This window comes from Synechococcus sp. Cu2B8-bc1011, assembly GCF_047302735.1.
GTDB lineage: Bacteria > Cyanobacteriota > Cyanobacteriia > PCC-6307 > Cyanobiaceae > Synechococcus_C.
On sequence record NZ_CP138915.1, the window covers coordinates 294077 to 312399 of the forward strand.

The following is an 18323-nucleotide window of genomic DNA, read 5'->3' on the forward strand; positions in this document are numbered from 1 at the left end:
GCGACATGGCTCATACATTTGAACAGGATGCTGCACTGATTCGCCTGCGCATGACAGCCGCTTTCAAACAACCAACGGCTGCTCAATCTTTCGGCACTCTGCTCGAGTGGGCTCAACGCGCCTGGAATCAGCGCCAAGTCGAGGAGGGCACCTTCAGCATCGCCCTGCCGATCGCCCCTCAGGATCCTCTCAAACAGTTGCCATGCCTGGCGGTCGACAGCTCTTTTCGTTTCCTATGGGACAGCGCACCAGGCCTCTGCCTCGCTGCAGCTGGTCAATGCCAACACCTGGAGCTGGCAGGTCCGCGACGATTTGAGCTGGCCCAACGCTTCAGCGACACCACCCTGCAACGATTGATTGATGCCAGCCCTGAAGCACCTTGCCAGGCCCGTTCACGGGTCTTGCTGGCCTTCAGCTTCTTTGAACAGAGCAAGGAGCAGCAGGGACATATTGACGCCGTTCCCTGCTTGCAGGCGCTGCTCCCACGCTGGCAATTGAGTCGGCATGGCCAACAAAGCTGGTTGCGGATGCATGGCCATGCCTGCGATCCCTCGGATGTGCGTGTTTTAACGGAAGCGCTATGGCAGATGGCCGAAGCGCTCAACGCAACCTCGCCCCTCGCTGAGCAAGACGATGCAACGGTTCTGGGCACCCCCGTGGGTTGCTGGAAAGAGAGCTACCAGCCAGCACTCGAGCAAGGGCTGAAATTAGTGAACGATGGAGCGCTGCACAAGCTGGTGCTGGCCGTGCGTCAATCGATCGAACTCACCACACCTCTCTCTCCATTACGTCTGTTGCGGCGGCTGCGACATCAGCAAACGGGCAGCTGTCGTTTCCTCTGGCAACGAGGAAGCAACGATGCTTTTTTTGGAGCTTCCCCTGAGCGACTGCTTAATCTGCGCAACGGACGATTGCGCAGTGATGCCCTGGCTGGTACTGCAGGACGAGGGGAAGGCGGCGACACCCTGATGCAGTCGAGTAAGGACCGACATGAGCATGAACTAGTGGTCAAGGCGATCAGCGACAGCCTTGGCGAAAAGGGACTCAACCCCCAAAGACCTCGGCGTCCCCAACTGGCACGACATGGGCATTTGATCCACCTACATACCCCTATTTGTGCGGATGCCACAGGGCATCAGGCCCTTGCTCTCGCCGCCGCACTCCACCCCACTCCAGCGGTGGCGGGCTTGCCAAGGCGGGAGGCGATGCATTGGCTGCAAACGCTTGAACCGTTCGAGCGGGGTGGTTATGCAGCACCCATCGGTTGGATCGACCAAGCCGGTGATGCGGAATTGCGGGTTGCCATCCGCTGCGGGCATCTGCGCGGAAACCAACTGGATCTCACCGCAGGGGCTGGCCTTGTGCGGGGATCCATTGCCGAACGAGAGCTTCAGGAGGTCAGCCAAAAGCTGGCCGTGTTGGCCGACCAGCTTGATCTTCACTCAGGGAATAGGGAGCGAACGCAGACGCCACTCCAGCGATAACTGCATGAGGACGTCTCCTTCCTGAGATCAGGACGAAGACCCACTCAGGCGAGCAATCACCAGGTCGGCCAGGGGCACATGCATCAATCGCTCCACCTCGCGAATACCCGTTGGACTGGTGACGTTGATTTCACTCAGCATCCCGCCGATCACATCGATCCCCACAAAGAACAAACCCTCCGAGCGCAAGGCCGGGGCCAAGGCCTCACAGATCAAGCGTTCACGCTCCGTGAGCTCCGTGGCCTCCGGGAAGCCCCCAACGGCGAGATTGCTCCGAAACTCCCCCTCTTTGGGCTTGCGGTTCACGGCTCCCAGGGGTTCTCCATCCACGAGCAGAATTCGCTTATCGCCATCGGTGACAGCAGGCAGAAAGCGTTGAGCCATCACTGGAAGCGAGCCCTGTTCGGTGACCAGTTCAAGCAACGCCCCAAGTCCTGGCGCGGACGCTGAAACGCGCACAACACCTAAACCAGCCCTTCCCCCGAGGGGCTTCAAAACCACTTCTTCTTGTTCAAGAGCAAAGGCCGACAGCTCCGAAACACGCCCCGATACCAGTGTGGGGGCCATCCAGCGACTGAAGCGCAGGGCTCCAAGCTTTTCATTCCAACTACGCAGCGATGCCGGACGGTTCAGCACCAAGGCACCCGCTCGCTCGGCCACATCGAGCAAATGGGTTGCATAGAGATAAGCCTCATCAACGGGAGGATCTTTCCGCATCCAGATCGCTCCAAAGCGATTGAGCGGACAGCGCTCTGGTTCGCCGATCTCAATCCAGGGATCGGGCTGCACTGGCACAGCAACCGCTAAGGGCTCATCACCCAAAGCAATCAAATCTGCAGGCGTAGCCGCCCAGACCTCATGACCGGCGCGCTGGGCCGCCTGCATCAAGGCGGCTGTGGAATCTTTTGCAGGGTTGATCCGTTCCAGCGGATCCAACACGAAGAGGTGGCGCATGGCTGACACCTCTTCAGGCCTGACCGGCGAGCAGGCCATCTAGTTTCCCCGCCCGCTCCAGGCCATGCAATTCATCGCAGCCTCCTACGTGCTGGTCATCGATAAAGATCTGAGGAACGCTGCGTTTGCCGTTGCCTCGAGCGGCCATCGCATCACGTCCAGGCTCATCCCCATCCACCGAGACTTCTGTGTAGGCCACACCTTTGCGGTCCAGCAAACCCTTGGCGCGCACGCAAAACGGACAGGTGCTCCAGGTGTAGATCTCAACCTTGGCCATCGAACTGCCGCGTACAAAGGCTGAATCTTATGCAGGACAACCGCGCTGATAGCGTCGAGATCAGAAGACTCCCTTGCACCATTGCTGGATCTCACAGACTTCAAACGCGATCTTTCCGAGCTCACTGACCGCCTGGGCCATGCCCAGGACTGTCTTTGACGTACCTGCACTGAACGCCAGGCAGCAGGATCTCGAGCAACTCGCCGCTCAACCCGACTTTTGGAACGATCAGCAAAACGCCCAGAAGCAGATGCGTCGCCTCGACGAAGTCAAGGCAACGCTGCAGCAACTTGTGGATTGGCGTGGAGCGATCGACGATGGGCAAGCCACTCTTGAGCTCTATGAATTAGAGCCTGACGAAGACCTCCTCGGGGAGGCTCAGCAGGGACTCGATCAGCTGCGACAAGCGCTGGATCGCTGGGAGCTGGAGCGCCTTCTCAGCGGGGAATATGACAAAGAAGGTGCGGTCTTAAGCATCAATGCCGGTGCAGGAGGCACTGATGCCCAGGACTGGGCCCAGATGCTGCTGCGGATGTACACCCGTTGGGCCGAAGACCAAGGGATGAGCGTGAGCGTCGATGAACTATCGGAGGGAGAGGAAGCGGGCATCAAAAGCACCACGATTGAGATCGAAGGCCGCTACGCCTACGGCTACTTACGCAACGAAAAGGGCACCCATCGATTAGTGCGGATTTCGCCATTCAATGCCAATGACAAACGGCAAACGAGCTTCGCGGGGGTGGAAGTGATGCCGAAGCTGGAGGAAGAAGTTGATCTCGATATTCCTGAAAAAGATCTCGAGGTCACGACCTCCCGCTCCGGCGGGGCTGGTGGACAAAACGTCAACAAGGTGGAAACAGCCGTTCGCATCCTCCACGTGCCCACCGGCCTAGCGGTGCGCTGCACTCAAGAGCGCTCTCAGCTTCAGAACAAGGAGAAGGCCATGGCCCTTCTGAAGGCGAAATTGCTGGTGATTGCTCAGGAGCAGCGTGCAGCAGAAATTGCCGACATCCGTGGCGACATCGTTGAAGCCGCCTGGGGGAATCAGATCCGCAACTACGTCTTTCACCCCTATCAAATGGTGAAAGACCTGCGCACCCAAGAGGAGACCACAGATGTGCAAGGCGTGATGGATGGAGATCTCAACCCCTTCATCCAGGCGTTATTGCGCCAAGGTGTGGACCGCCCAGGCAGCGACGACGACACATGACGCAGGCTCCCGAAAACAACAGCACCCCCTCTAAGCCCCAAAGCGACGAGAAGGGGGCACCACCGCCGAGTTTCGTGAAATTAGCCATGCGCAACATGGTGCGCAAAGGCGGGCAGAGCCTGTTCCATTTCGGCCTGACCGCTGCAGGCTTCATTGGTTTCATTCTTGTGGTGGCCTGGTTAGGGCGACCAACACTCCCGCAATGATCACGCTCGATCTGGCCTTCAGCCCTGCAGCCGCTGACCTCATCGATGCAGCGGATGACGAAGGCACACGCTCCAGGCTGCAACACGCCAGAGACTGGGAGTGTGAGTTGAAGGCTTGGATCGAAGCTCTTCGTCTGGAGCGCGGCAACCCATGTCCCGAAGTCGTAAGGGGCTGCGACTCGGTCAGCCTGGGGGTGTCGCTGCTCGATGACGCCAGTATCGCCGAACTCAACAAACGCTGGCGCCAGAAACCCACTTCAACAGACGTGCTTTCCTTTGCTGCACTGGAGAGTGAGATGCCAATGGGTGCAGGCCAGGAGCTTGAGCTAGGAGACATTGTCGTGTCGGTGCCCACCGCCCGTCGTCAAGCGCTGGAGCAGGAGCATGGCCTGGAACGGGAACTGCGCTGGTTGGTCAGTCACGGGCTTCTGCACTTGCTGGGCTGGGATCATCCCGATGAAGACTCCCTCGCGGCAATGCTGCAGAAACAGGAGCATCTGCTTGGCATGGGGGGTAACGTTAATTCCTTAGGTGAGATCAACTGTGAATCAGCAGATGAAGTCACTGCTGAACTCTGAAGACGGAGCACCGGTGTTTGAGGAGATCAGCCAGAGCAGCACCCAACGAGCCCATCGTGCAGCCAAACGGGGTGCCTGGCGGATCGCGGGGGATCTCCCCTCAAGCTTCCGCTACGCGGCCCAAGGTCTGGGCTACGGCTTCGTTAGCCAAAGGAACTTCCGGATCCACGTTTTTACGGGAGCGGTGGTTTTAGGACTGGGGATTTGGCTCCAACTCCCCGCGATTCAGCTGGCGGTGTTGGTGCTCACGGTGGCTGTCGTGTTGGTGCTGGAGCTACTGAATACAGCCATTGAGGCTGCGGTGGACTTGGCAATCGGCAGGCGGTTCCATCCCCTAGCCAGAATTGCCAAGGATTGCGCTGCTGCTGCTGTTCTTGTCTCAGCGATCAGCTCAATGCTGATTGCGCTCCTTCTTCTCCTTCCACCCCTGATCCTGCGCCTGGGCCTCTAACCATGCTCCTGGTTATCGATAACTACGACAGTTTCACGTTCAACCTCGTGCAATACCTGGGGGAACTTGCCAGCCAGTTCGAGGTTGCGACCGACTGTCGCGTCGAGCGAAACGACGCCCTCAGTCTCGAGGAGATTCGCGACCTCAATCCATCCGCCATTGTGCTTTCACCTGGTCCAGGCGATCCAGATCAAGCCGGTGTTTGCCTCGAGGTCTTACGCCAACTGTCACCCACCATCCCAACCCTTGGTGTTTGCCTCGGCCATCAATCGCTCGCGCAGGCCTATGGCGGTCGCGTTGTGAGAGCCAGCGAACTGATGCATGGCAAAACATCTCCTGTCCTGCATCGCGGTGAAGGCGTCTTCGCCGGGCTACCCCAACCCCTTACCGCGACCCGTTATCACAGCTTGATTGCTGAACGAGACACCCTTCCGAACTGTCTTGAAGTCACTGCCTGGCTGGACGACGGAACGATCATGGGGCTGCGCCATCGCGACTACCCCCACCTACAGGGAGTGCAGTTCCATCCTGAGAGTGTGCTCACAGAAGCGGGGCACCAGCTGCTCGCCAACTTCCTGCGTCAAGCAGAACACCAGTGACATCACTGCTAGCTTCCTGGTCAAAAAGACGGTCAACAATGTCGGTCCACGAACGGGTTCAGAGTCTTTTCCGAATTGTTTTGAGTGGCTCGGCACTCGTGGCGATCGGAACTGCTGCGCCAGTTCGGGCCGCAGGCGTCACCGTGACCAATTACGGCCATAGCGCCTTACTCATCCGCGGAGGTGGCCAATCCGTGATGGTGAACCCGTTTCGTGCCGTGGGCTGCGCCAAAGGACTCGCTGAGCCACGCGTGAACGCAACGGTGATTCTTGCCAGTTCGGAATTACCTGATGAAGGGGCTCGCATCGGTGGCGGGACCTATTTGGCCAAACCAGGCTCCTATCGCGTCGGAGGCCTCAACATCGAAGGGTTCGCTGCTCCCCATGACCGAGTGGGGGGCCGTCGTTTTGGCCAAGCCACGATCTGGCGCTGGCAACAGGGAGGTCTCAACTTTGCCCATCTCGGAGGCACCGCCGCCACACTCAGCGGTGAAGACAAAGTGCTTCTCGGTCGCCCCGACGTCTTAATCATCGGCGTCGGCGGCGGCGGCAAGGTCTACGACGGAGAGGAGGCTGCCGAAGTTGTGCGCGCGCTCAATCCGCGCAGGGTGATTCCTGTTCAGTACGTGAATGGCGAGGCTCCCGCTGGATGCGACCAGGGCGGAGTGCAACCGTTCCTGGATGCGATGTCCGGCACGAAGGTGCGCAAAGTAGGGCCAAACCTCAACCTGCCTGGAAACCTCGGTGACAGCACCGTGATCGATGTCATGCGTTGATCACCTCACCCCCCAATCATCGGCATCGACGCCAACAACGCTGACAGTTCGGCTCGTTCCATCCCGGCAATTAAGGCCAACAGGAGAAGAATCCTCGCCTTCTGAGGGTTGAGGGTTCCTGCCGGCAACAAGCCAAGCTCATCCTGAAGCGGACAGGGATGAACAGGACCCCTACCGCAACGACTCGCGCGCAACATCAGGGGCAACACACCAGGCCAGGTTTTGATGGCCTCACGTTCCCCTGAAGACAATTGGCCGGCCCCGGTGCCAGTCCAGACCACCCCCTTCACCCCAGCATGAGAGAGGGACGAAACCAAGGCCAACGAAGGATTCACACAGCCATAAAGGATGGCCACTTCAGGCCACTGAGCTGGCAATGCAAGCGTGGCGAAAGGAACGGATCGGAATCTGGACGCCTCCGGCAGATGCACTCCGCTGTCATCCACCCAGCCCAGGGGGCCCAAATCTGGACTTTGAAACGCACCCACACCCTGTGTTGCCACCTTGGTGACAGCCCTGGCTCCATGGATCTGGCCATCCATCACGACAAGCACCCCATGCCCGCGGGCCTGAGGGCTACCTGCCACTTGCAGGGCTTGAAAAAGATTCAGAGGACCATCAGCACTGAGGGCTGTGGCCGGACGCATCGCTCCCACCAACACCACTGGCCGCGGATCGTCAATGAGTAGCTCCAACAACCAGGCGGTTTCTTCCAAGGTGTTGGTGCCGTGGGTGATCACGACTCCCGCCAACTCGCAGGACTCGGCAAAAGCCTCACGGATTCGCGTCACCAGACGCTTCCAATGCTGAAACTGCAAATCAGCACTATCTAAATTGGCTAGTTGTTCCACCTGAAGCTGGGCCACCCCCTGCAACTGCGGCAGCTCCTGAAGGAGTTCCGATCCAGACATCGCCCCAGCGGTGTAGGAGTTGAGAGAGGTCCTAGTGACACCACGGCCTGCGATCGTGCCACCCGTGGCGAGCAGAAGCAAGGTCGGGGGTGGGGTGGGGTGATCGACCGTCAAAGCCCTGAATCAATCGCCTGATAGGCCAGCCAAAAGCGCTGCATCTGCTCAGTGGTGCCGATGCTGACGCGCAATGACCCATCAATCTGGGGCTTCCCTGCCATGGAACGCACCAAAATGCCCGCTTCCCGCAGCTTCGCGTCCACGAGCTGCGCTGAACGACGAGGCCAAACCAGGAGGTAATTCCCCCCAGCAACATGGTGAATGACACGCTGACGCGTCAATACAGACACAATCCAGTCACGAGCCCGTAACACCTCTTCGACATAGGCGTCGGTATAGGGCTGATCATTCAAAGCCGCCATCCCCGCCGTGACGGCCAAACTATTGACGTCATAGGGGCCCGTGACCCTGCCCACCCGGTCCACGACATCGGGATGGCCAAGAGCAAACCCGATCCGCAAGCCGGCGAGGCCAGCGGTTTTCGCCAAGGATCGGAGCACGAGCAGATTGGGCACCTCACGAAAATCAATCGAGGGCAAGACGCTGTCTCCCGTGAAGGCCTCATACAACTCATCCACCACCACAAGCGTTTCAGGCGCCGCGGTTGCAAGGTCCAACACTTCATCCGCCGGCAAACGCGTTCCCGTGGGGTTATTGGGATTGCACACCATCAAGATGCGCGGTGTCCGCAACAGGGCCGCTCGAATCGCCTCCATTGGAAACGCAAACCCGGGCATCTCGTGGGGCAAGGCCTCAACCGCCATCCCCTGCATGCCCGCGCATGGGGCGTAGTACCCAAAGGTGGGACTGGTTGTCAGCAGGGTGTCTCCGGCGGCGCCATAGGCATGGATCACGGCATGGATCGCAGCATCCACCCCGTTGAACACCCCAACGTGCGCAGACGTCAACGCACAGGCCAAGCCTGCCGGGGAAGACTCGAGATTGGCAATCAGGGCTTCGCGAAGACCGTCGTACTCGGGATAAATCGCAATCTGATCGGACGGGTACTCGCGAATTGCCTCCGCGACCCTGGGGCTGGGGCCCATCGTGTTTTCGTTGAAATCGAGCCGCAACAGGTTGCGTCGCCCTTCGAGAGGAGCGCTATAGGCCTTGAGCTGCTCAACCTCAGGCCGGGCACGCATTGCATTGCGTTGAGGGTGTCCGTTCACAGCAAATCCCACGTCACGAAACGAGCAAAACGTGAACGTGATTTCGAACCACTGGTCCTGAACTGGCCCGGAATGGTGTCACTACATTCGCTCCAACGTGGCAATGCCCAATAATCCCAACCCTGCCTTCAGGGTATCGGCGGTGAGACGGCACAACGCCAAACGGGATCGCAGGGACTGACCCTCAGCCTTGAGCACTGGGACCTGGTCATAAAAGCGATTGAACACTTGCGATAACTCGAATAAATAACTGCAGAGGCGATTGGGCAGCAACTCCTCCTCCACCTCGGCGATCACCGCATCGAATTTGAGCAGCTCCCTGACCAGGGACCACTCCTGTGGCTCGCTGAACTGCAGCATTCCCGCCTCCGCCTCAAGATCTCCACCCTTGCGCGCAATTCCAGCAATGCGCACCACCGCATAAAGCAGATAGGGGGCTGTGTTGCCTTGCAAGGCCAGCATCCGATCGAAGCTGAACTGGTAATTCGTGATCCGGTTCTGACTGAGGTCGGCGTACTTCACCGCCGCGAGCCCCACCGTGCCAGCCACATGCTCAATGAACTGGTCGTCCTCGCTACGCCCCTCCTCCTCCAATCGCCGGCGTAAATCGGCTTCGGCCCGTTCCACCGCTTCGTCGAGCAGATCCCGCAACCGAACCGTGTCACCCGAACGGGTTTTGAGCTTCTTACCGTCCTCGCCCTGGACCAGCCCAAAGGGAACATGCTCCAGCCGGCCGTGCTCTGGAATCCACTTCGCCCGTTTCGCCACTTGAAACACACCCGCAAAGTGGTTCGCCTGACCCGCATCGGTGACGTAAATCACGCGGCGCGCGCCATCGCCCTCTGGGGCCAGCGCAAAGCGATAGCGGATCGCTGCCAGGTCGGTCGTTGCGTAATTAAAACCACCATCACTTTTGCGAACGATCACAGGCAAGGGCTTGCCATCCTTCCCGTTCACACCCTCAAGGAAGACACACTCCGCACCGTCATCAGTGACGAGCAAACCAGCCTCCTTCAAGCCAATGAGGACTGACGCCAGAAACGGGTTGTAAAACGATTCGCCTCGTTCGCTCAGACGAATATCGAGTCGGTCGTAAATCTTCTGGAACTCACGCCGCGACTGATCACAGAGCAATCCCCACGCCTTGAGAGACACCGGATCCCCACCTTGAAGCTTCACCACCTCCTCGCGAGACGTGGCCTGAAAGACTTCGTCTTCGTCGAAACGCTTCTTGGCCTCGCGATAAAAGGCCACCAAATCGCCAAGATCAACCGCATCGGCAGTCTTGAGAGTCTCGGGGGCCACCTGTTTGAGATGGGTGATCAGCATCCCGAACTGGGTGCCCCAATCACCCACATGATTGAGGCGCAGCACCCGATGACCACGGAACTCGAGCACTCGAGCCAAAGAATCACCAATGATCGTGGAGCGCAGATGGCCGACGTGCATCTCCTTGGCGATGTTGGGGCTGGAAAAATCCACAACCACCGCTGCATCGCTCTGCACCTCTGGTACGCCCAGGCGCGGATCACCCAGCCGTGCTGACACTTCAGCCGCTAAGCGCTCTGGCCGGATGGTGAGATTAATGAAACCTGGACCGGCAATCTGCGGTTCCAGACACAGGGCTGCAAAAGCTGGATCCGCCTGAAGCGCCTCCACAATCGCCCCGGCAATGTGGCGTGGAGCCTGCTTGAAAGGCTTGGCCAAGGGCAAGGCGCCATTGGCCTGGAAATCACCAAATTCCGGCTTGCTTGCAGGCGCCAGCTGGGGATCCAGCAGAGCATCCACGTCCGGGAAGGCCCGCTGCATCGCCTCACGCAACTGGGTGTCTAAAGCCTGGGCGATGCGCAGCATGGAAAGCAGCGGTGAACGAATTCAGGTCCTGATCATCTCCCGGCGCGGGAGTCCCCTCAGGCCCTGACCAACCAGGCAGCAGCTGCAAAAGGAACGCCATGCCGGCAACAAACAGGCCGTCTAGTCTCCAGCCTCTTGAAAGGGAAGACGATTGGACCGCAAGATCTTCTACGACTGCGTTCGAGATGATCTGTTCAACGGGGTGCTCAGGCAGCAGAACGTGAATGGAATGGAGGCCATCCTGAACTTCTGGGACGCACCACCCAACCCACCAACAGGCGCGTTCAAAACCAACTGGGACATCCGTTCAATCGGATGGCTGGCTTACATGCTCGCCACAACAAAACATGAAACAGCCTCCACGATGCAACCGATTGATGAATATGGAGATAGCGCCTATTTCACACAGATGTATGAGAATCGATCTGACCTTGGCAATACTGAACCTGGCGATGGAGCCAGGTTTCATGGGCGGGGATTTGTGCAGCTCACAGGCCGGGCGAACTACACAGCAATGACCGGCGTGGTGCAATCAATCTTCCCCGAAGCACCCGATTTCACTGAACATCCGGATGCGGTCAAAGATGATCGCTATGCGGCAGTAATCATGTTTAACGGAATGTTTTGTGGGGTTTTCACAGGATGGGCTCTCAAGGACTTCATCGGAGATCCTCACAAGGGGCAAATCGTGGACTACTTTCACGCCCGCAAAATCATCAACGGCATGGACAAAGCCGATCTGATTGAAAGTTATGCCAAAAAATTCTCCACAGCCCTCGACAAGGCAGGTGCGAGCGCATGATTCAAGCCTTATTTCTAGCAATGCCGTAGTCGCTCAAGCGGGGAATCCTGATCTCCTCGCCCCATTGGCCCAGGAAGCCAACCCACTGTTGCAACAGAGCCAATGAGGCCTCAAACCGGGATCAAGACCTGACACATTGCAGCAACAAATTCAGCATTTACGATGCTGAACTGAAGCCGCTAAAGGGACAAATCAACACTCTGCTCCACCACCTCTTCCAATAACTTTCCAGACATCAAACAATGACAACTGAAGCTCGCAAAAGCAAAAACAGGACGATTGCAATTGGATCACTATCAACGGCCATGCTGTTCAGTGTGGCCTTACCCGTACAGTCCGCACTTCCACCCCGATATCAGAACGTTATTGACCTAGAAGCAATGACAAAGTTCATCAAGCAACACCCCAAAGTTGCCAGCTCACTTGAAGCTATCAATGTAAGGAATGCTACGGTTCGATTTGGCTCAGATTGCAAGGTCATGTTCAAACGAGAGGGGCCAATCGTGATTGGTCCAGCTGGTCCGTTGGTCTTCAAAGAGTCCAGCTGCCCCATTGATTAGTGCCACCACGCAAAAAGCTGGAACCCGAATAGAGGTCCAACACAGCAAGGCAGACTGCTTAACAATCTCCATCCATATTCCACTCATCAAAGGACTGATCAAAGACGCCTCCTCTACCTGGAGACGCTTGAGGACAGATCACTCCTCATCCAGAAATCATGGCTCTCGATCACCAAGGCCCCTGATCATGGCGACCCAATCTTTGACATCTCCTCAATATTCAGAGCCCTAGGGATAGGATTAATAGGCATTGAGCTAAACCAAAAACATGGCCATCAATGCAGACACGGTTCGCCGCATCTTCTCGCCTCTCGAATCAGGTGATGGAGAAAAGTTCTTCGAATGTGTTGCCGAGGATGTTGATTGGACGGTGGAGGGCACCCACCCGCTCGCCGGACACTATCAATCAAAGCAAGAGTTTTACAGCCATACCTTTGCGCGACTCAACAATATTCTCCAAGAAGGGACTCAACTTCATGTCCAGAATGTACTCACCGATGGTGATTGGGCGGTCGTTGAGTTGCGTTCCCATGCCTTCGCCAAGAGTGGAATGCGCTTCGACAACCGATATTGCTGGGTTGTTCGCTTCAACGACACAATGATTGTGGAAGTTAGAGCCTATCTTGATTCCGCGCTGGTCCAACAACTGATCGACGCCAATGAGACCTCTGTCTGAGTTCATGACATCGCACTCAACAGCACTCGAACAGCGACTCCAACTCAAGGCTTATGACCAACAAGACGTAAACGACAATTTCAATGAAGAATTAGAGAACCGATTTCTTTAAAGCCTTGTTTCCAGCAATGTTTTGATTTCGGATGGTGTGAGTGCAATTGGATTATTGCGGTTGCTTGCTGCGCCAACGATTCGATCCAGATCTCCATGGGTGATGCCGTAGTCGCTCAATCGAGGAATCTTGAGCTCATCCACCCACTGGACCAGGCAGTCCGTGAGGTGATCCACTGCAGCGTTGTTCTGAGTGAGGTGGCTGCCACCAGGCAGCAAACGGCCAACACGGGCCATCCGTTCAACCGCAGGGTTGTGGGGATCGCGTTGTTTCAGAGCACTCCAGTTCTGTTGTTGCGCTGCTCCCATCAAGGTTCCGCAAATCACGCCGTGGGGCATCGGGAACCACCCCCCAATTGGCCCCGCTAGGCCATGAACAATCCCAAGGCCGGCATTCGCCAATCCGATCCCTGAGCAGAGTGAGCCATAGGCCATGTGCAAGCGAACTTGCGGATCGGTGGATCCCTCTCCACAGGCACGACGCAAATTCGGCACTAAGTGTTGAAGCCCGCTCCAGACGATCGCATCGCTCAGAGGTGATGCCGTTGGAGAAAGAAAGGGCTCAAGAAGCTGCGTGAAGGCATCCATCCCGCATGCTGCCGTCACATCGGCAGCGGCACCGGTCAACAGAGAACCATCCAAGATCACTGCGCTTGGGACAAAGTTGTTATGCCGCAACGACTTCTTGTAGCCATCAGGGCCCACATCGCTCAGCACTGCATTTTTAGACACTTCCCCACCGGTTCCTGATGTGGTGGGAATCGCAAGGAAAGGCAGCGTGATTCCGCTGTGAGCCAGACCGCGGCCTACACCCTCCAGGTGATCCAGCACAGAGTTTCCGTGGGGAATCATCGCGGCAATCGCTTTTCCAAAATCGATCACGCTGCCGCCGCCGATGCCAATCACAGCATCAATGCCCTGGCCAAACCAATGCTGCGTGGTTTGATCCACCAGCTCTGTACTGGGTTCACCAGCACAGATCACATGGGAGTGCTTGGCTCCAGCATCGTCAATCAAGCTCATCACCACGCTCAGCTGACCCATCTCCTGCAGCGAAGCCCGGCCTGTAAGCAGAAGAACAGACTCAGCTTTGAGTGAGCGCAGCCAGGCTGTGATCTCTTTGAGCGTTCCCGTTCCGCAGTGAATCGGGGGGACGCGTGCAAAAGAAAACGAAACCGTCATGGTGCAACCGATTCGTAGGGAACACCCTTCCGCGGTTCAGCCATCCAGTCGGCAACGGTTTCCCTCCACTTGAGGTAATGCGCTGTGCTCTTGTGGGCTGCTGCTGCTGCCTCCGATTCGTACGCCTCGTACAGCAGGAACAGGCTGGAGTCGTCTTTGCTTTGGAGGATGTCAAAGCGTTGATTGCCAGGTTCCTGAATGGATTCCTTGTGATTCAGGATGGAAGCCTGGCGGAACTCCTCGATTCGATCGGATTTCACATGGACGTGAACGCAGGTGACGTACATCGAAGACCTGTGTAAAGGTGACTTCCAATCCAACCATCCAGCGAGCAGGCTTCCAAGCCGCCTCACAGGCCTCGCTGATGTCCAGTTGCAGTTGCAGTTTCCCGTTGCATCGCGACCTACGGGATATCAGGGCGTAGGCGCATGCTCAGATCCAGCCAGCGGCTGCGCGTCTCCGGCGTACAGATGTGAAGAAGTTGATGTCCGCTCTTCAATGGAGGCAAGCCTTGGGCAGAAGGCGTCATGGAGGAAGAGCTCCACCTATTGAGGGCCATCGCACAGCAAAACGGAGAAGCTCTGTATCGAAGAGATGTAGCAGTCGTAGGCGTTAAGAACGGTTCAACAACCACCGATCAGCCGCTAAACATCAGCCATTAAGATCGCAAATCAAGAGAAAAACAACAAGAGAGACCAAGACAATCTCTTAGGAAATTACACAGAGTCACCGTCAGAAGGTGCAGAAAAGAGAGCAGATTTTTCGGCTTGATTTCCCAAGAGTTCGCAATAATCAGCAAATTCCAGTGGCCTGGAAAAATAATATCCCTGGAAGACTTGATATCCCATACGACGAAGGACATCAAACTGGGAAAAATCCTCAACTCCTTCAACAATCGCCTCAGCACCAATCGACGAAGACAGGGCAAGGCTAGCCTTCAAAATAGCAACAGATGGAACAGATTCAAGGCTGCTGGAATCAAATGAATGAAGCTGTGCGACAAAGCTCTGATCCAACTTCAGTGAATAGATTGGCAGGGAAAGAAGACTTGAAAGGCTAGCAAAACCTGTTCCAAAATCGTCGATATGAAGGCAGATACCGGCCTCGTGAAGGCCATTCAGTCGACGAGTCGCAAGGTCATCTAGGAATCCAGATTCTGTGATCTCAACATGCAAATACCTTGGCGCAACGCCAAAACGTTGAAGATTCACCAACAATGTTTTCACGAGATCATGCTCCCGAGAAGAAAGCTGACTGGCCGAAATATTAATTGACAGGGGAGGAATATCCCCACTTCCATGGAACGAAGAAAGAGTGCGGCAAGCAGCTTCAATAACCCACTCACCTATTGAATGAATTTGACCAGTTTGCTCAGCAAGTGGAATAAAAACTCCCGGACTAACAGGGCCAAGGCTTGGACTCTCCCAGCGCAATAGAGCCTCAGCACCCACAATCTGCCCTGAGACATTCCATTGTGGCTGAAAAACTAGTCGAAATTCATCATTGACCGCAGCCTGGCGGAGGCTGAGTTCAAGATTCCATAATTCGGCCGTTCTCGATGTAATGTAATCTCCAAAAATGACAATGGGCTCTGCCACAGAATTGATTCGCCGTGCCTGATCTAATGCAGATGCAGCACTTGAGAGGATGGACTCTTCATTGTCTCCATGGTCCGGAAATGAACTGATGCCTGCATGAAAACCGAGACCATAAAAACCATCGCCGTACGATTCCAGCAGAGATGGCAATTTCTGGACAAGATGAAGAGCAGCAGAATGCGCAGCCTTGGAATCGCGTCCATTTAAAATAATTAGAAACTCATCAGAATCAGGCCTAATTAAATGGTCACCATCCTGAAGCCAATCCTGTAAGACGACGGCAGTAGCACGAAGAATTTCGTCACCCTTTGCGCGACCGAGATAAGTATTGAGGCGACCAAAACCCTTCAAATCGAGCCATATAAGAGAAACGGGTAACCCAGTGGAAATACTATCTTTTAAGTGTGCATATGCACTTTTTAAATTTCCCAAACCAGTCAGCTGATCACACAAAAGACTTGACTGCAATGAAAGCGATGACTCCTGTTGAACATCAACATTAATCATGAGTCCTTCGCAGATCAGGAGATCATTGTCGCGAGTAACGCTCATTCTCACCTCATACCACGACCAACGACCGTCGAGAGAGACCCCACGAAATGGCCGGCTAGTAATGTCATTACCAAAACCATCACTTTCCAACAAAGCCTGGGCAACACTAGACATATATTCCCGATCATCTGGATGCACATCCTGAAGAAATGATTGCAAGAGAAAGAGTGCAGAACCAGACTCCATTATTTCTGGAGCCGTAAAATGACAATGAATATATTCGTCAGACTTGAAGTATTCCTGCATTGCCTTCCCCTCAGGAGACAGCGGGAATCGAAAGAACTCAACACCAGCGCGCCTAAGCAAAGCAACTACATCAGAGCGAATCGGAAGACGATCTACCGAAAGATTATTATTTGGCTGCTCAGAATCAGTCATGGTGTCACCGTGGAGATGGCTTTCACTAAATCATCAGAACTACGGGGGCGGACAAGAACATCAAACTCCGAGACCGTAATTCCATGCTTAGTAGGATATCCACACGTACCAGGGATCCTAGCCATCTCATAGCGAGAAAGAAGCTCTTGAATAATAGCCGGAATAACTGACATGACAATATACTTGCCAGCACAAACATGAGACATATGGCCGAAGTGCAAGTAATCTAGGGATGGCCTATTTGGATTGAATTGCCACGGTTGATCCACATACTTAGGATCAAACATGGCAGAGGAATTCCAGGCCATCACCAAGGTATTTGCCGAGACCGATGAGCGGTAAGAAGCACTCACTAACTCAGTTCGGCTCTTGCAGTGACGATAAATCACAGGATCACCGGGAGAAAAGCGAAGTGCCTCTAAGACAAATCCTTGTAGCGGATTCAAAAACAATTGATCCCCATCCATCGGAGACTTAGCTGCTTTTGCAGCTTGTTCAAGAATGCGAGGACGAGAGATCAACTGATCAATGACCTGGCAAATCGTATTGATCAAGGGCAGGACTGCTCCAACAAGAAATCCCGTCAGGTTGATCCGAATTGCAAGATCATCCATACCTGGGGTGCCTGACTGTTGGAGCCTGAGACACCGTGCCAGAACGGTATTGGCACTCTCTAAGTTTGTACTGGATTGTTGCTTTGCAGTCGCGATCTGACGATCAAGATCCTGATTGAACAAGACCGCAGAAGCCAAGGCAGCCTCTCGACTGTCGTCACCATTAAGGTCGTAAAAAATATAGTGAAAGAGATGTGAGAACCAAACAAAATTGAAATCGATCTCGGCTGCTCCTTCGGCATTCACAGCCTGCATCGGAAGACGAACGCCGAAATATTTTTCAATAAATGATTGAATAACAGGCAGAACAAGATCTTTTGGCAAGCTCAAAACCTTCGAGCCATCGAGATCACGGAGCACATCTGTTCGCGATTCAAATGCAAGAAAGCTATCGACAGATGCATCGGCAGCAATCCGGTGACATCGATGCACATCATCCCGGCGAAAAACTAATCTCATATTGGAAATATCGCGGGTGTACGTTGGCGATGTGGATTGCATGCCAAGAAGAAAGTTGCCAGAAGAGCGGCCATTTTGCGTGACATCACACATTCTCGGTCCATAGACAACACAAAAATCCTCGGAGCGCTCCAACACCTCTTCTACATCCTGTCGCCTCAAGAGATGAAGTTGTCGCATCACAGGAAACTCATCACCATGACTGTATTCCTTGATGTTGACGCCAGGTAACCACGCAGGAAGAGTAAAGCGATTAACAAACAGACGCATCAGCGACAAGACAAAGTAAATCGTGATGTGCTTATTTTTTACGACCAACAATCGTTGCAGCAGAGAAGGATAGAATGCTCTTTTTCTGTAGTGTTTGCTTTCAGTAAGTGGATCCGGTCCAAAAACACCGTTAACGCCTAGTGAGCGAATCCAATCAATAGGGAGCAACAAAACTTCCCTAACAAAACTTGTAAAAATAGAAACCAGGGAAAAGCTTGTTTGGGAGCGATGGCGGAATTCACGATGGATGCGATAACGAGGATTAACCCAAAACAACTCCGTTAGCAAATCGCCTGCAAAACGTAGAAAGCGAACAATAAATTCAATCAACTGCAGACTATATAAAAACAGCATTCGCGACGAACGCATCAAGGAATAGAGAAGTAGCGCTGCAAGCAAAAGCAACTCATAATGCGACAGCAATGTATCAACAAAAGGTTCGATTCGTTGACAAGATAACTCAATCCATGCGCCAACACTTCCCAAAGCGACATCGACAAGTGAAGACAGATCCTCTGAAATGCTGAGGACAGGAGTGATGGTGGATGGCACCGACATGAAAGCAAGAGAGTGAATCAGATGACTAGCCATAAGG

20 protein-coding genes are annotated in these 18323 nt (G+C 55.0%); 10 read left to right on the forward strand and 10 right to left on the reverse strand.

Annotated features, from left to right (window positions below; translation table 11 throughout):
- The first annotated feature begins 50 nt into the window (after nt 1-50).
- A complete protein-coding gene (locus SIC18_RS01620) occupies nt 51-1484 on the forward strand; it encodes an isochorismate synthase MenF (protein WP_250395665.1) in 1434 nt (477 codons plus the stop codon).
- 27 nt (nt 1485-1511) lie between these two features.
- On the opposite strand, the gene gshB is transcribed toward SIC18_RS01620, so the two are convergent.
- Both gshB and grxC read right to left on the reverse strand, forming a co-directional pair.
- Nucleotides 1512-2438, reverse strand: coding sequence for a glutathione synthase (gene gshB / locus SIC18_RS01625; protein ID WP_413430482.1), 927 nt, complete (start codon nt 2436-2438; stop codon nt 1512-1514).
- A gap of 13 nt (nt 2439-2451) precedes the next feature.
- Nucleotides 2452-2715 (reverse strand): glutaredoxin 3, encoded by a 264-nt coding sequence (grxC, locus tag SIC18_RS01630; RefSeq protein WP_048347400.1) that lies wholly within the window; start codon nt 2713-2715, stop codon nt 2452-2454.
- Nucleotides 2716-2796: 81 nt separating this feature from the next.
- Here grxC and prfB point away from each other — a divergent pair.
- From prfB to SIC18_RS01660, 6 genes are all read left to right on the forward strand, one after another.
- A protein-coding gene (gene prfB / locus SIC18_RS01635; protein ID WP_157028622.1) for a peptide chain release factor 2 occupies nt 2797-3925 on the forward strand; the annotation gives its coding sequence in 2 pieces (ribosomal slippage) (nt 2797-2871 and nt 2873-3925; 1128 coding nt in all).
- Nucleotides 3922-4131 carry a DUF3285 domain-containing protein gene (locus SIC18_RS01640; RefSeq protein WP_048347402.1) on the forward strand — a complete coding sequence of 70 codons (210 nt, stop codon included), beginning with the start codon at nt 3922-3924 and terminating at the stop codon, nt 4129-4131. Before prfB ends, SIC18_RS01640 begins: the two co-directional genes overlap by 4 nt.
- Nucleotides 4128-4709 carry an rRNA maturation RNase YbeY gene (gene ybeY / locus SIC18_RS01645; RefSeq protein ID WP_413429985.1) on the forward strand — a complete coding sequence of 194 codons (582 nt, stop codon included), beginning with the start codon at nt 4128-4130 and terminating at the stop codon, nt 4707-4709. Before SIC18_RS01640 ends, ybeY begins: the two co-directional genes overlap by 4 nt.
- Nucleotides 4687-5160 (forward strand): diacylglycerol kinase family protein, encoded by a 474-nt coding sequence (locus SIC18_RS01650; protein WP_250395504.1) that lies wholly within the window; start codon nt 4687-4689, stop codon nt 5158-5160. The genes ybeY and SIC18_RS01650 overlap by 23 nt, the downstream gene beginning before the upstream one ends.
- 2 nt (nt 5161-5162) lie before the next feature.
- Nucleotides 5163-5759 carry an anthranilate synthase component II gene (locus SIC18_RS01655; protein WP_048347405.1) on the forward strand — a complete coding sequence of 199 codons (597 nt, stop codon included), beginning with the start codon at nt 5163-5165 and terminating at the stop codon, nt 5757-5759.
- A 38-nt stretch (nt 5760-5797) separates the two neighbouring features.
- Nucleotides 5798-6535: an MBL fold metallo-hydrolase gene (locus tag SIC18_RS01660; protein ID WP_413429986.1), complete on the forward strand. Its 738-nt coding sequence runs from the start codon at nt 5798-5800 to the stop codon at nt 6533-6535.
- A 5-nt stretch (nt 6536-6540) separates the two neighbouring features.
- Here the strand turns inward: SIC18_RS01660 and SIC18_RS01665 are convergent, their stop codons facing one another.
- The 3 genes from SIC18_RS01665 to argS form a co-directional block, all read right to left on the reverse strand.
- The gene (locus SIC18_RS01665; RefSeq protein ID WP_413429987.1) at nt 6541-7560 is read right to left on the reverse strand and encodes an asparaginase; all 1020 of its coding nucleotides are present in this window, start codon (nt 7558-7560) and stop codon (nt 6541-6543) included.
- Nucleotides 7557-8645, reverse strand: coding sequence for a pyridoxal phosphate-dependent aminotransferase (locus SIC18_RS01670; protein WP_413430483.1), 1089 nt, complete (start codon nt 8643-8645; stop codon nt 7557-7559). Before SIC18_RS01670 ends, SIC18_RS01665 begins: the two co-directional genes overlap by 4 nt.
- Nucleotides 8646-8753: 108 nt before the next feature.
- A complete protein-coding gene (gene argS, locus SIC18_RS01675; protein ID WP_413429988.1) occupies nt 8754-10526 on the reverse strand; it encodes an arginine--tRNA ligase in 1773 nt (590 codons plus the stop codon).
- A gap of 151 nt (nt 10527-10677) precedes the next feature.
- On the opposite strand from argS, the gene SIC18_RS01680 reads away from it, so the two are divergent.
- Nucleotides 10678-11328, forward strand: a complete 651-nt coding sequence (locus SIC18_RS01680; protein ID WP_413429989.1) for a hypothetical protein — start codon at nt 10678-10680, stop codon at nt 11326-11328.
- Nucleotides 11329-12156: 828 nt separating this feature from the next.
- Nucleotides 12157-12564, forward strand: a complete 408-nt coding sequence (locus SIC18_RS01685) for a nuclear transport factor 2 family protein (RefSeq protein ID WP_250395662.1) — start codon at nt 12157-12159, stop codon at nt 12562-12564.
- 108 nt (nt 12565-12672) lie between these two features.
- On the opposite strand, the gene SIC18_RS01690 is transcribed toward SIC18_RS01685, so the two are convergent.
- The 3 genes from SIC18_RS01690 to SIC18_RS01700 form a co-directional block, all read right to left on the reverse strand.
- Nucleotides 12673-13857: an iron-containing alcohol dehydrogenase gene (locus SIC18_RS01690; protein ID WP_413429990.1), complete on the reverse strand. Its 1185-nt coding sequence runs from the start codon at nt 13855-13857 to the stop codon at nt 12673-12675.
- Nucleotides 13854-14144, reverse strand: a complete 291-nt coding sequence (locus SIC18_RS01695; protein ID WP_413429991.1) for an antibiotic biosynthesis monooxygenase — start codon at nt 14142-14144, stop codon at nt 13854-13856. Before SIC18_RS01695 ends, SIC18_RS01690 begins: the two co-directional genes overlap by 4 nt.
- 116 nt (nt 14145-14260) lie before the next feature.
- The gene (locus tag SIC18_RS01700; protein WP_413429992.1) at nt 14261-14386 is read right to left on the reverse strand and encodes a hypothetical protein; all 126 of its coding nucleotides are present in this window, start codon (nt 14384-14386) and stop codon (nt 14261-14263) included.
- Between SIC18_RS01700 and SIC18_RS01705 the strand changes: the two genes are divergently transcribed.
- Nucleotides 14385-14519: a hypothetical protein gene (locus tag SIC18_RS01705; RefSeq protein ID WP_413429993.1), complete on the forward strand. Its 135-nt coding sequence runs from the start codon at nt 14385-14387 to the stop codon at nt 14517-14519. The two genes, SIC18_RS01700 and SIC18_RS01705, sit on opposite strands and share 2 nt — an antisense overlap.
- A 54-nt stretch (nt 14520-14573) precedes the next feature.
- Here the strand turns inward: SIC18_RS01705 and SIC18_RS01710 are convergent, their stop codons facing one another.
- Both SIC18_RS01710 and SIC18_RS01715 read right to left on the reverse strand, forming a co-directional pair.
- On the reverse strand, nt 14574-16385 hold the full coding sequence (locus SIC18_RS01710; protein WP_413429994.1) for an EAL domain-containing protein: 1812 nt from the start codon (nt 16383-16385) through the stop codon (nt 14574-14576).
- Nucleotides 16382-18286: a cytochrome P450 gene (locus SIC18_RS01715; protein WP_413429995.1), complete on the reverse strand. Its 1905-nt coding sequence runs from the start codon at nt 18284-18286 to the stop codon at nt 16382-16384. Before SIC18_RS01715 ends, SIC18_RS01710 begins: the two co-directional genes overlap by 4 nt.
- Between the last annotated feature and the right edge of the window lie 37 nt (nt 18287-18323).